At 64.2% G+C, this 12,622-nt stretch carries 14 protein-coding genes and 1 riboswitch; of the genes, 3 read left to right on the top strand and 11 right to left on the bottom strand.

The genetic code is table 11. The features are described from left to right. Nucleotides 1–41: 41 nt before the first annotated feature. Together ACQR0U_RS12445 and ACQR0U_RS12440 are read left to right on the top strand one after the other, a co-directional pair. Nucleotides 42–392: a PilZ domain-containing protein gene (locus ACQR0U_RS12445; RefSeq protein ID WP_315751212.1), complete on the top strand. Its 351-nt coding sequence runs from the start codon at nt 42–44 to the stop codon at nt 390–392. Nucleotides 393–396: 4 nt separating this feature from the next. Beyond that, the gene (locus ACQR0U_RS12440; RefSeq protein WP_315751210.1) at nt 397–654 is read left to right on the top strand and encodes a hypothetical protein; all 258 of its coding nucleotides are present in this window, start codon (nt 397–399) and stop codon (nt 652–654) included. Nucleotides 655–656: 2 nt separating this feature from the next. Here ACQR0U_RS12440 and ACQR0U_RS12435 read toward each other — a convergent pair whose 3' ends face one another. The 5 genes from ACQR0U_RS12435 to ACQR0U_RS12415 form a co-directional block, all read right to left on the bottom strand. Beyond that, nucleotides 657–1,025 carry a hypothetical protein gene (locus ACQR0U_RS12435; RefSeq protein ID WP_315751509.1) on the bottom strand — a complete coding sequence of 123 codons (369 nt, stop codon included), beginning with the start codon at nt 1,023–1,025 and terminating at the stop codon, nt 657–659. A gap of 140 nt (nt 1,026–1,165) precedes the next feature. Then, nucleotides 1,166–2,371: an agmatinase family protein gene (locus tag ACQR0U_RS12430; RefSeq protein ID WP_434872164.1), complete on the bottom strand. Its 1,206-nt coding sequence runs from the start codon at nt 2,369–2,371 to the stop codon at nt 1,166–1,168. 40 nt (nt 2,372–2,411) lie between these two features. Beyond that, nucleotides 2,412–3,185, bottom strand: coding sequence for an ABC transporter ATP-binding protein (locus tag ACQR0U_RS12425; RefSeq protein ID WP_316193460.1), 774 nt, complete (start codon nt 3,183–3,185; stop codon nt 2,412–2,414). Beyond that, nucleotides 3,182–4,006: an ABC transporter permease gene (locus tag ACQR0U_RS12420; protein ID WP_316193461.1), complete on the bottom strand. Its 825-nt coding sequence runs from the start codon at nt 4,004–4,006 to the stop codon at nt 3,182–3,184. Before ACQR0U_RS12420 ends, ACQR0U_RS12425 begins: the two co-directional genes overlap by 4 nt. A 150-nt stretch (nt 4,007–4,156) precedes the next feature. Continuing rightward, nucleotides 4,157–5,227 carry a putative urea ABC transporter substrate-binding protein gene (locus ACQR0U_RS12415; RefSeq protein WP_315717125.1) on the bottom strand — a complete coding sequence of 357 codons (1,071 nt, stop codon included), beginning with the start codon at nt 5,225–5,227 and terminating at the stop codon, nt 4,157–4,159. Nucleotides 5,228–5,301: 74 nt separating this feature from the next. Beyond that, a riboswitch (guanidine-I (ykkC/yxkD leader) is annotated at nt 5,302–5,403 on the bottom strand. Nucleotides 5,404–5,623: 220 nt separating this feature from the next. Between ACQR0U_RS12415 and ACQR0U_RS12410 the strand changes: the two genes are divergently transcribed. Then, nucleotides 5,624–5,959 carry a hypothetical protein gene (locus tag ACQR0U_RS12410; RefSeq protein ID WP_316195079.1) on the top strand — a complete coding sequence of 112 codons (336 nt, stop codon included), beginning with the start codon at nt 5,624–5,626 and terminating at the stop codon, nt 5,957–5,959. Between the two features lie 342 nt (nt 5,960–6,301). Here ACQR0U_RS12410 and ACQR0U_RS12405 read toward each other — a convergent pair whose 3' ends face one another. The 6 genes from ACQR0U_RS12405 to ACQR0U_RS12380 form a co-directional block, all read right to left on the bottom strand. Next, nucleotides 6,302–7,006, bottom strand: coding sequence for an ABC transporter ATP-binding protein (locus ACQR0U_RS12405; RefSeq protein ID WP_315717173.1), 705 nt, complete (start codon nt 7,004–7,006; stop codon nt 6,302–6,304). A 16-nt stretch (nt 7,007–7,022) separates the two neighbouring features. Continuing rightward, the gene (locus tag ACQR0U_RS12400) at nt 7,023–7,793 is read right to left on the bottom strand and encodes an ABC transporter ATP-binding protein (RefSeq protein WP_315717123.1); all 771 of its coding nucleotides are present in this window, start codon (nt 7,791–7,793) and stop codon (nt 7,023–7,025) included. Further along, nucleotides 7,786–8,733 (bottom strand): branched-chain amino acid ABC transporter permease, encoded by a 948-nt coding sequence (locus ACQR0U_RS12395; RefSeq protein ID WP_315827950.1) that lies wholly within the window; start codon nt 8,731–8,733, stop codon nt 7,786–7,788. The genes ACQR0U_RS12400 and ACQR0U_RS12395 overlap by 8 nt, the downstream gene beginning before the upstream one ends. Next, entirely contained in the window at nt 8,730–9,647 is a 918-nt protein-coding gene (locus ACQR0U_RS12390; protein ID WP_315801618.1) for a branched-chain amino acid ABC transporter permease, read from the bottom strand. Before ACQR0U_RS12390 ends, ACQR0U_RS12395 begins: the two co-directional genes overlap by 4 nt. A gap of 144 nt (nt 9,648–9,791) precedes the next feature. Continuing rightward, entirely contained in the window at nt 9,792–10,961 is a 1,170-nt protein-coding gene (locus tag ACQR0U_RS12385; protein WP_315717120.1) for an ABC transporter substrate-binding protein, read from the bottom strand. A gap of 416 nt (nt 10,962–11,377) precedes the next feature. Then, entirely contained in the window at nt 11,378–12,598 is a 1,221-nt protein-coding gene (locus ACQR0U_RS12380; RefSeq protein ID WP_315717119.1) for an ABC transporter substrate-binding protein, read from the bottom strand. Nucleotides 12,599–12,622: the final 24 nt, after the last annotated feature.

Below are 12,622 nucleotides of genomic sequence, written 5' to 3'. Positions count from 1 at the left end.
CCGATTGCTTAATAGATCGTTAAGTGACTGGAGGACGCACCGTGGACAATCGTCGCAGCGAGGCTCGCCAACGCGTCTATTATGGCGGCGTTCTGACATTCAACGCTGGCAGCTCGACGCTCGCCTGCATCGTCCGCAACTTCAACAATCGCGGCGTCAAGATCGAGCTGGACGGGACGGTGCTGCTGCCCGACCGGGTCGACGTCACGATCGAACGGCGCGGATGGTCACGTCAGGCACGCATGATCTGGCGCGACGGTGCCGGCGCCGGCCTTGCCTTCGACCAGGATAGCGAGGTCATCTCGCTGGAATGGGCGCGCAGGTTGCGCGAGCGCGAGCGCACCAACAAGCGGCTCAAATCCCGACTCGAACAGATGCTGTCGGGATACTGAGCGCATGTCCGAGGCCTCGCGAGAACAAGAGCACCTGCTGCTTGCAACTGCCGATGCGCCGCAGAGCCCCGCTCGCGCTGCCGAGCTTCAGCCGCGATCATCCTGGCTGCGGCGCGTCGCCCTCCTGCTCGCCGCTCAATATGTCATCGTGCTGCTGATCGGCATCGCGGCCGCGTCCACCGTGCGATCCTATGTGCTGCCGGAGGTCGTCGACCGTTTCGAGGCCGTCGCAGCGGCGCTCAAGCGAACGCCGCTGCCCTAAGCTCATTCCCTCTCCCGCAGCTCCGCATAGGTCAGCGGCGTCAGGCCGGCGCCGTCGAAATAGATGAAGCGGAGGCGGCGGCGGCGCGAGATGAAGTTCGACGGCAGCGGATCGTAGCGGAAGGTGCTGCCGCCGAGATGCGGGGTGAGGCTGCCGACATCGGTCAGCGCGTCGATCTCGACGCGCAGCAGCTTCAGGCTCGTGCCGTCGCGCAGGATCTCGAACGGGATGCGGGCCAGCCGCAGGAAGCTGGTCGGATCGGGCGCGGCGATGAAGCCGTCGACGAAGGCAGCTTCGACCTTGTCGAGATCGGGCTCGACGACCGGCGCGGGCTTGGCGCCCTCAGGCTGATGCGGCGTCTGCCATTGCACCGGCGAACGGTGGCCGTGCGGATGGTTGTGGCCGGGGCCATGCGTCGGATGGTCGTGGTCGTGATGATGGTCGTGTCCATGATCGTGGTGATGATCATGATGATGGCCGTGATGGTGGTGATGATGACGCATCGCGGGCCTCAATAGCTGACCGGCTTGTTGATGATATGCTTGTGGCTGCCAAGCTTGCCGTGGGCGACCATCGAGCCGAGCGCCTCCACGACGACACGGACGCCGATCAGCGCGGTGATGTCGGAGGTGTCGTAGGGCGGCGAGACCTCGACCACTTCGAGGCCGCACAGGCCCTCGGCGGCGACGAGGCCGAGCAGCTTGAGCGCCTCGCGCGGCAGGAAGCCGCCGGGCTCCGGCCAGCCGGTGCCGGGCACGAAGCCGCAATCGATGGAGTCGACGTCGAACGAGATGTAGACCGCGTCGGCATCCTTCCAGGCCAGCTCGAGCGCGATCTCGGCGGTCTTCTCCAGCCCGATCTTCTCGATATCGGCGATCGTCAGCACGTTGGTATTGCGCTTGCGCGCGACCTCGACGCCCTCGCGCGGCACCTGCCAGCCGCCGATACCGAGCTGCACCAGATTGGTCGGCGAGACGTTCGGCAGGTTGGTCGCCCAGTACCATGGCGTGGTGTGCATGCGCTCGTCGAGATCCTTCTCCTGGATGTCGATGTGGCGGTCGAAATGGATGATGCCGATCTTCTTGTCGGTGCACTGCGCGATGCCGCGCACGCACGGAAAGCCGATCGAGTGGTCGCCGCCGAGCATGATCGGCAGCGCGCCGGACGAGAACACATGCGCGACGCCGCGGCTGATCTGGTCAAAGCTCTTTTCCAGATTGGCGGGAATCGTGAAGACGTCGCCGGCATCGCACAAGGTCATCTGCTCGCGCAGGTCGACGCCCAGCTCATAGTTGTAGGGCGTGTAGAGCGCGGAGATGCGGCGGATGCCCTGCGGCCCGAAGCGGGTGCCGGGCCGATAGGTGGTGCCGGAATCGAAGGGGATGCCGATCACTGCGGCGTCGTATTTGCCGACGTCGCGGACGTTCTCGACATACGGCGCCTTCATGAAGGTGTTGATGCCGGCGAAATGCGGCAGCTCGCCGCGGGCGAAGGTCGGGATGTCGCGATCCGTCAGCGTGTCGGCGCCGGGCAGGCCCATGTCGAGCGCCCATTGCCGCTCCTTGCGCCAGCCGTTGGTCGGCAGCTTGCCCTCGGCCTCCAGCGCCTGCCAGCCTTGCGTGGCCATCTTGTCGAAGTCCGGATGGTGACGGCGCATGCTCCGGCGCTGCGAGTGCAATCCGGCGCGGCGCGACCGGCGCATGAATGGGAATGACATGGAGACTCTCCTTCGTTTCTTTCGACGTTTCTTGAACTGACTATTGCGTCGCCTGCAGGCTGGCGCGGATGAATCCGAGCACGGGCACGGCGCTGTCGCGGGTGAGATCGAGATCGTAGGTGATGCGCGCGCCGAACCGCTCCGGCGCCTGCGGATCCTTGCGGGGACGGTCGAGCGCGATCAGCCGCGTGGCGAGGCCGAACGCCTCCTTGATGTCGTGGGTGACCATCACGATGGTCATGTTGTGCTGGCGCCACAGCGGCTTGATCAGCGCATGCATCTGGGCGCGGGTGCCGGGATCGAGCGCGCCGAAGGGCTCATCGAGCAGCAGCACGCGCGGCTGCTTCGCCAGGGCCTGCGCGATCGCCAGGCGCTGCTGCATGCCGCCGGACAACGCGCTTGGATATTTGTCGCGATGCTCGGCCAGGCCGACGGCCTCGATCAGCGCGAGGCTCTTCTCCATCGCCGCCTTGCGCGCCGATCCGAACAGCCGCGCCGTGAACGGGCTGCCGGCAAGCTCGTAGCCGAGCAGCACGTTGCCGAGCACGGTCAGATGCGGGAACACCGAGTAGCGCTGGAACACGATGCCGCGGTCCGGTCCGGGCTCGGCCGGAAACGGCCGGCCGTCGAGCAGCACCGCGCCCTGGCTCGGCCTCTCCTGGCCGAGGATCAGGCGCAGGAAGGTACTCTTGCCCGCGCCGGACGGGCCGACGATCGACAGGAACGTGCCGGAGGCGATCTCGAGATTGATGCGCTCGAGCACGACCTGGTTGCCGTATTCGACCCAGACGTTGCGGAAGGAGAGCGTGCTCATTGGCGGCTGCCTCGCGCATATGCCCAGGGAAAGGCGTGCCGTCCGAACCAGACCAGCGCGTAGTCGAGGATGTAGGCAAGCAACGTGATCCAGACGACGTAGGGCAGGATCACATCCATCGAGAGATAGCGGCGGACCAGGAAGATGCGGTAGCCGAGTCCGACATCGGAGGCGATCGCCTCGGCCGAGATCAGGAACAGGAAGGCGGGCCCGATCATGAGCCGCAGCCCCTGGATCAGGCGTGGCATGATCTGCGGCAGCACCACGCGGATCGCGACCTGCCAGGTCGAGGCGCCCAGGGTCTGCGCCTTGATCAGCTGCTCGCGCGGCATGTTCTGCACCTCGAGCGAGAGGTCGCGCACCAGGGTCGGCGTGACGCCGATGATGATCAGCACCACCTTGGACAGCTCACCGAGGCCGAACACGATGAACAGAACCGGCAGCATCGCCATCGGCGGGATCATCGACAGAACCGCAATCAGCGTGCCGAAGCCGGCGCCGGCCACTGGCAGCAATCCGATGGCGAGTCCGAGCACGAGACCGATGGCGGCGGAAATGCCGAGGCCGAGCGCGAGGCGCTGCAGGCTCGCCGCCGTGTCGGACCACAGCACGTAGTCGCCGGAGCGGCGATCCGGCTCGGTCGCGAGCCGCTTGGAGGTCGCGACCATCTCGGAGACCGGCGGCAGCAGCTTGTCGTCGGGATTGTCCGCGCGCCGCTGCGCCGATCCGACCACGTAGATCAGCGCGATCAGCAGGAACGGCAACAGGGCCAGCAACAGCCGGCTGCCCCGGTTCGGAACGACGTTCATGGCACGCGGCATCAACAGGCTCCCTCAATCCTCATGGTGAGGGGCGCGTCAGCGCCGTCTCGAACCATGAGGCCCCGATGTGGGCCTCATCCTTCGAGATGCTTGCGCTCGCGCAAGCTCTTCAGGATGAGGGGTGGCACCGGCGGCGGTCCAGGAAGCGGATCAGAGCTTCCCTTCGGCCGCCATCTTCATGAAGGTCGGATCGAAGCGCAGCTTGACATTGCTGGCCGCGCCCAGCGCCTTCGTCGGCGTGGAGATGCCGACCGCGTCCTTCGACTTCACGTTCTCGCCAAGCAGGTTGTGATCGAAGCAGAAGGTGCGCACGAGATCCATGATCTTGGGCAATTCCGGTCCGGTCACGAAGGCGAGCGCGTCCTTCGGCTCGTAGTACATGAACGTCGTCTTGAGCTGGGTCTCGAAGCCGGCGAGATCGGTGCCCGACAGCTTGGCCATCGCCTCGCGCGCGGCCTTGCCCTTCTCGCTCTGGTCCTTCATCAGCGCGATGGTCTCGTACCAGATGCCGACCAGCGCCTTGCCGAGCTCCGGATTGTCCTTGAGCGTCGCGCTGTTGACGACCAGGAGATCCTCGATCTCGCCGGGGATCTTGCTGGAATCGAACACCAGCGTTGCCCCCGGCTCGGCCTTCACCTCCAGTAGTTGCGGATTCCAGGTCACCACGGCCGTCGTGTCCGGCGACTTCGCGGCGGCGACGATGTCGGCGTCGGAGGTGTTGACGGTCTTGATGTTCTTCTCGGACAGTTTCGCGGTCTCGAGGCCGCGCGCCAGCAGATAGTGCGACACCGAGAGCTCGACGAGGTTGACCTTCTGGCCCTTGATGTCGGCCATGGTCTTGCCCTTCTTCAGCACGACACCGTCATTGCCGTTGGAGTAGTCGCCCATGATGATGGCCGACGTGTCGACGCCGCCGGCAGCGGGGATGGTCAGCGCATCCATGTTGGTGACGGTGACGCCGTCGAACTTGCCGGCGGTGTACTGGTTGATCGACTCGACGTAGTCGTTGATCTGCGTGATCTTGATCGAGATGCCGTATTTGTCCGCCCACTTCTTGACGATGCCGGACTCGGCCGCATAGGGCCACGGCATCCAGCCGACATAGATCGTCCAGGCGATGTTGAATTCCTTCTTTTTCTCAGCTGACGCGGATGACAGCGATGCGGTCGCCAGCGTCGATGCAGCGAGCAGTGCAACAAACAGATTTCGCGCTTTTCCCATGTCCAGTCCCTCATCGGTTTTCTGACCGCGGACCGGCATGAAGAACCTCGTGCCTGCCAAGCGCGGCCACTGAGGTCTCCCGGGTTTTTATCCCGCCGTGCACCAGGGCTCTCCCCTGGCGGCTGCTCTCGGACCAGCATTCTCGATGGAGAACCGGAACCCTAGCTGCCAACTCTGAGCAACGAGGGGAGCAATCCGCGTGCCAGGGAAAAATGCTTGCGATTCAACGGAACCGGCGGCACGCTGTGCTCAAAAATTCGGCACTCAGAATTCTTCTTGGGCGAGGTGGCGCGTCAGCCGACGCCGGCCATGCAACGACAGCATGAACCGTCCGGTGCACGGGGGCGACATCATCAGGCAGGCCCGTCAGTCGCAGTGGCTTGGAGTCTCGTTGATATGATCAGGTCTTCCGGGATCGCATTAGCAACCATTCTGGCTCTCAGCCTCGCCGCCGAGGCAGCCTTCGCGCAGAGCGCGCCCGCTCCCGATACGCCGGCGCAACCTGCTCCCGCCGCGAGCCCCATCCCGACAGCCACTCCGGCACCAGCCGCCTCGGCCGAGAAACCTGGCGACGCCAAGCCGGCCAGCGAGGCGGCCGCGCCGAAGAAGAAGCGGACGAGGACCAGCACGCGCAAGGAAGTCGAGGACTCCCTGCGCAGCGGCACGGTGCCGTCGCGCTATCGCAGCCGGGTGCCGAAGGAGTACCAGAAGTACATCCCGTTCCGTCGCTGAGGTCTAGAGTGGCGGTGTCATTTTCACGATGACTCCGACGATCAGCATGAAGGCGAGACACAGCCCCGTCTCAAGGTCGGAATGAACAGACCAGAAGCCGCGCAGGCCGGCCACGGCTTTCTGCGGTGATTCGATTCGGATACGAGGTGCACGCATTTGTTCAACCTCTGATAAAAGGAAAAACAAACTACTACCCTGGAAAAATAGTCCCGTCCAAGCCGCGCCTCAATGCGAAAAATCAGCGCATGTCGGGGCAGCTAGCAAAATCTACGCCCGACGCCCGACGCGATCTTGATTTGAGTCAATCCGCTTCCACGTCGGAATAGCCGGCAGCGCGCCGCCTCAAATACCCAGATAGCGGTGCTGCAGCTCCGGCTCGGCCATCAGTTGCTCCGACGTGCCATGCCACACGGTGCGGCCACGCTCGATGATGTAGTGGCGGTCGCAGATGCGGGTCAGATGCTCGACGTTCTTGTCGATCACCAGGATCGACTGCCCGCGCGATTTCAGCAGCGACAGGCAGTTCCAGATCTCCTCTCGGATCAACGGCGCCAGACCCTCGGTCGCCTCGTCGAGAATGAGGAGTTTCGGGTTGGTCATCAGCGCCCGGCCGATCGCCAGCATCTGCTGCTCGCCGCCGGAGAGCTGGTTGCCCATGTTGCTGCCGCGTTCGGCGAGCCGCGGAAACAAGGCGTGGATCTTGTCGAGCGTCCAGGGATCGGACGCGCCGAGCCGGTTGGCCGAGGCCGCCAGGAGATTCTCGGTGACGGTCAGATTCGGAAAGATCTGCCGTCCCTCCGGCACCAGGCCGATGCCGAGCTGAGCAATCCTGTAGGACGGCAGCTTTCGTGTCTCCTGACCGCTGAAGCGGATCAGGCCGGCGCGCGCCTGGGTCAGACCCATGATCGAGCGGATCGTGGTGGTCTTGCCCATGCCGTTGCGGCCCATCAGCGAGACCATCTCGCCGGGACGGATCGCCAACGACAGGCCGAACAAGACCTGGCTCAGGCCGTAACAGGTCTCGATGCCGTCGACCTCGAGCAGCATGGCGCTTGTCCCCAAATCAACCATGGCCGACCACCACATGCTGATCGCCGAGATAGGCGCGCTTGACCTCCTCGTTCTGCCGGATCTCGTCCGGTCTGCCCGAGGCGATGATGCGGCCATAGACGAGGACCGAGATGCGGTCGGCGAGCGCGAACACCGCCTCCATGTCATGCTCGACCAGCACGATCGACACTTCCTTGCGCAGCTCGTTCAGCAGCTTCACCATGCGCTGTGACTCGGTCACCCCCAGGCCGGCCATCGGCTCGTCGAGCAGCAGGAGCTGCGGCTTGGTCGCGAGCGCGACGGCGAGCTCCAGCTCGCGCTGCTCGCCATGGCTGAGCTTCGACACCAGCACGTCGGCGCGATGGCCGAGACCGACGCGCTCCAGCGCGGCCTGCGCGGCGGCACGCAGCGGCTTGTCCTTGCGCGCGGCGGCGAAGAAACGGAACGAGTGCTTGCCGTCATGGGCTTGCGCCGCAAGCGCGACATTGTCGGCCGCGGTGAAGTCGGTCAGCAACGAGGTGATCTGGAACGAACGCGCCAGCCCCAGCGCGCTGCGCTTATAGGCGGGGAAATGCGAGATGTCGCGACCCCCTAGGAAAATGCGACCCGCATGCGGCGCCAGGTGGCCGGTGAGCTGGCTGATCAGCGTGGTCTTGCCGGCGCCGTTCGGCCCGATGATGGCGTGGATCTCGCCCTTGGCAACGTCGAGACAGACGTGATCAGTCGCGACGATGCCGCCGAACCGGCGCACGAGATTGTCGACGCGAAGCAGAGGTTCAGCCACGGTTCAACCTCCCGAGCATGCCCATGATGCCGCCGCGGCCGAACAGCACGATCAGGAGCAGCAGCGGCCCCATGATCAGCGCCCAATATTCGGTGATCTGCGACAGCACCTCTTCCAGCACCAGGAACACGACCGAGCCGACGACCGGCCCCATCAGGGTGCCCATGCCGCCGAGGATGACCATCACCATGAGGTCGCCGGAGCGGGTCCAGTACATCACGGCAGGGCTGACGAAATCGGTGTTGTTGGCAAGCAGCGCGCCGGACAGGCCACAGAGCATGCCGGCGATGACGAAGCACGCCAGCTTGTAGCGCTTCGACGGGAAGCCGATCGCCTGCATGCGCTGCTCGTTGGAGCGCAGGCCCTGCAGCACGAGGCCGAAGCGCGAATTGACGATCCGCCAGATCAGGACCACGACGGCAAGCAGGCAGAACAGGCAGAGATAATAGAACTGCACGCGGTTGCCGAGATTGATCAGGCCGCCGAAATCGCTGCGCTTGTAGACGGTGAGCCCGTCATCCCCGCCGTAACGGGCGAGGCCGGACGCGACGTAGTAGGCCATTTGCGCAAAGGCCAGCGTGATCATGATGAAATAGACGCCGCGGGTACGCAAGGAGAGCGCGCCTATGACCAGCGCATAGAGCGCCGAAACCGCGATGGCGACCGCGAACTGGGCATAGCCGGAGCCGATGCCCTCCTGCGCCAGGATGCCGACGGCGTAGCCGCCGATGCCGAGATAGGCGGCATGGCCGAAGCTCATCATGCCGCCGTAGCCCATGATCAGGTTGAGGCTGACGGCCGCCAGCGCCAGGATCACGATGCGGGTGAACAGCGTGAGGATGAAGATGTTGCCGGAGAGGTTCGAATAGACCGGCAGCAGCACCAGGCCGGCCACGACGATGATGGCCACGATGGTCGAAACGTTGAGCGAGGATTTCATCTGCGGTTGGCCGGAAACAGACCTTCAGGCCGCGCCACCAGCACGATCGCCATCAGGAGGTAGATCAGCATCGACGACATCGCCGGCGCCGCAGTGGAAGCTGCTGCCGAGTTCAGCACCTGGCGCAGCAGATTGGGCAGGAAGGCGCGGCCCATGGTATCGATCAGGCCGATCATGATCGCCGCGATAAAGGCGCCGCGGATCGAACCAATGCCGCCGATCACGATGACGACGAAGGCGAGGATCAGGATGTTCTCGCCCATGCCGATCTGCACCGTGAGGATCGGCGCCTGCATCAGCCCGGCCAGGCCGGCGAGCGCGGCGCCGAGGCCGAACACCAGCGTATAGAGCAGCTTGATGTTGATGCCGAGCGCACCGATCATCTCGCGGTTGGAGGCGCCGGCCCGGATCAGCATGCCGATCCGCGTCCGCATCACGCCGAGATAGAGCAGCAGCGCCACCAGCAGCGCCACGACGATGATCGCGAGCCGATAGGCGGGATATTGGATGCCGGGCAGGATCGTGACCGGGAAGGCGAGCCAGGACGGCAGCGGCAGCGCCAGTCCCGCCGGGCCCCAGATCAGCCGGACGGCCTCGTTGAAGAACAGGATCAGGCCGAACGTCGCGAGCACGTGATCAAGGTGATCGCGCCCATAGAGATGGCGCAGTGCCGTGAATTCGAGCACGATACCGAGCAGAAGCGTGGCTCCCAGTGCCATGACGGCGCCGAGCACGAAGCTGCCGGTCCAGGCCACGAAGGTCGCCGCGAAATAGGCGCCCATCATGTAGAGCGAGCCGTGGGCCAGGTTCACGAAGTCCATGATGCCGAACACCAGCGTCAGGCCGGCGGCCAGCAGGAACAGCAGCAGTCCAAACTGCAGCCCGTTCAGGAATTGTTCGACGACGAGAAGCATGCCCCTCACTTCACGCTCAAAAAGACGGCGGCAGAACCCGTTCCAGGCGCTGCCGCCATGTCCGTCCCGATCTTAGGCCGGAGATGTTTTAAGCTTCAAGCAAATTCCAGGCCTGTTTCGTCCCTGGCTCGGAATTCTTTTCGCTCACTTCATCGGGCACTTGTCGTGGAAGCGGTCCTGGTCGTTCTCGACGATGGTGGCGACCGTCTTCAGCGAGAGCTGGCCCTCGGTGTCCTTGACCACGTCCTGCAGGTAGAAGTTCTGGATCGGGATGTGATTGTTGCCGAACTTGAAGGAGCCGCGCAGCGACTTGAAGTTGGCCTTCTCCATCTCGGCCTTCATCGCGTCCTTCTTGGACGTGTCGCCCTTGACGGCAACCACGGCGCTGTTGATCAGCTGGGCCGCGTCGTAGGCCTGGGCGCCATAATAGGTCGGACGCAGGCCGGTGTATTTCTTGCGGTAGTCGGCGACGAACTTCTTGTTCTGCTCGTTGGGCAGGTCGTTGACCCATTCCTGGGCGCCGGGCACGCCGATCGCATTGTCCTTCTGCAGCGGCAGCGACAATTCGTCGACGGTGAAGGCGGTGTAGAGCGGCATCTTCTCCTTGAGGCCGGCCTGCGAATATTGATTGAGGAATTGCACGCCGGCCGCGCCGGGATAGAACACGAAGATGGATTCGGCGCCCGAGGCGCGCGCCTTGGAGAGCTCGGCGGAGAAGTCGAGCTGGCTCGGCCACACCGTATATTCCTCGCCGACGACCTGGCCCTTGAACGTGCTCTTGACGCCAGCCAGCATGTCCTTGCCGGCCGCATAGTTCGGCCCGATCAGGAACACCGACTTGACGCCCTTCTGGTTCATGTAGAGGCCCATCGCCGCCGGCGTCTGGTCGTTCTGCCAGGAGGTCGAGAACACGTAGGGCGAGCACAATTCGCCGGCCAGCTGCGACGGGCCGGCATTGGCCGAGATCAGGAAGGTCTGGGAATCCACCGCGGTCTTGAGCGAGGCCAGCAGCACGTTCGACCAGATGTAGCCGACGATGAAGTCGACCTTGTCGGACTGCACCAGCTTCTCGGTTTTCTGCTTGCCGACGTCAGGCTTCTGCTGGTCGTCCTCGTAGATCACCTCGACCGGCTTGCCGTCGATCTTGCGGCCGAGATGGTCGAGCGCGAGCTCGAACGAGTTGCGCATGTCGTTGCCGATCACGGCGGTCGGACCGCTGAACGTCGAGACGAAGCCGATCTTGATGGTGTCGCCGGCAAAGGCGGTGCTCGAAAACAGCAGCGCCGCGGCGCTCGCCAGCCAGAAGCTCTTCATGGTCTCCCTCCCCTCAAACAAATCGTTCTTATCGTTGTTTTGTCGCCGCCACGCAGCAGCACGACCAGCGGCGGCGTTTCGCCGCAGCATTCGTCGCGCGTGCTGATCCTACGCGCCATCGATCCATGCACCATAATTCCCGGAAACGGGCAAAGGCAAGAACTATAGTGCGTGTTAAGGATACTGCAGCACAGCAGACGGCAGGGTCGGGAAGAAGGTCATGAGAGGAAGTCGCCTTCCCCGCGCCGTCATGGCCGGCCTGTCCCGGCCATCCACGCGGCTCGATAGTCGCCGCTCGACGTGGATGCCCGGGACAAGCCCGGGCATGACGGAGCAACTGAAGAGCAGCGGCTCTCGCGGCATCTACTTCTAGATGTCACTCGTGGATATCACTTGCTCGCTACCCCACGAACGCATCACTTCACCAGCGCACACCCGCCATCGGCGATCGGGCGGAACGCCTGCTCGGCCGGAATCGTCGAGACCAGACGATAGTAGTCGTACGGATATTTCGACTCCTCCGGCTTCTTCACCTCGAACAGATACATCGGGTGCACCACGCGGCCGTCGGCCCGGATCGTCACATCGCCGAATAGTTTGTCCTTGCCCTTCACCGTCTTCATCTGCGGCACGACGTCCTTGGCATCATCGCTGCCGGTGGCGGCGACCGCGTTGAGATAGGCAAGCGTCGAGGCATAGACGCCGGCCTGGTTGCCGCTCGGCATCTTGCCGTTCATGCCGGGGCGCGCCGCGAAACGCTTGGCGAAGGCGCGGGTATCGTCGTCCATGTCCCAGTAGAACGCTTCGAGCAGTTGCAAGCCCTGCGCCGCCTTCAAGCCCATGCCGTGGATATCGTTGATGAACAGCAGGAACGCGACCAGCGACTGGCCGCCCTGCTGGATGCCGAACTCGGACGCCTGCTTGACCGCATTGATGGTGTCGCCGCCGGCATTCGCCAGGCCGATCACCTTGGCCTTCGAGCCCTGCGCCTGAAGCAGGAACGAGGCGAAGTCCGTCGTGCCGAGCGGATGCTTCGCCGAGCCCAGCACCTTGCCGCCGTGCTTCTCGATGTAGTTGGTGGCCTCCGCCTCGATGCCCTGGCCGAGCGCATAGTTGACCGTGATGAAGTACCAGTCCTTGCCGCCGCGGCCCATCATCGCAGCCGCCGTGGTGTTGCCGGTCGCCCAGGCGTCGTTGACCCACTGGATGGTGTTCGGCGAGCAGGCCTTGCCGGTGAGATCGGAGCTCGCGGTCGACGACGCCAGGAACGTCATCCGGCTGTTGCGCAAGAGCTCGTTGACGGTGAGGCCCACGGCCGAGTTGGGCACGTCGACGACGGCATCGACCTTGTCGACATCGAGCCATTTGCGCGTGATCGCCGAGCCGACATCGGCCTTGTTCTGGTGATCGGCATAGACGATCTCGACCTTGATGCCTTTACCGCCGCCGTTGAAATCCTCCGCCGCCATGCGCGCGGCCTCGACCGAGCCCATGCCGTTGGTGTCCTGGAAGATGCCGGAGATGTCGTTGAGCACGCCGACGCGTACGACATTGTCCGAGATCTCGCCGGCCCGCGCCGCGCCTGCAAGGCAGACTATTGCGACCAGCGCCAGCGCGCACGAATTCAGCTGCTTCATGATGTCCTTCCCCGTGTGTTGCTT

The organism is Bradyrhizobium sp. HKCCYLRH3097, from assembly GCF_051167875.1.
Lineage (GTDB): Bacteria > Pseudomonadota > Alphaproteobacteria > Rhizobiales > Xanthobacteraceae > Bradyrhizobium.
This window is presented reverse-complemented; position numbering and strand designations above follow the sequence as displayed.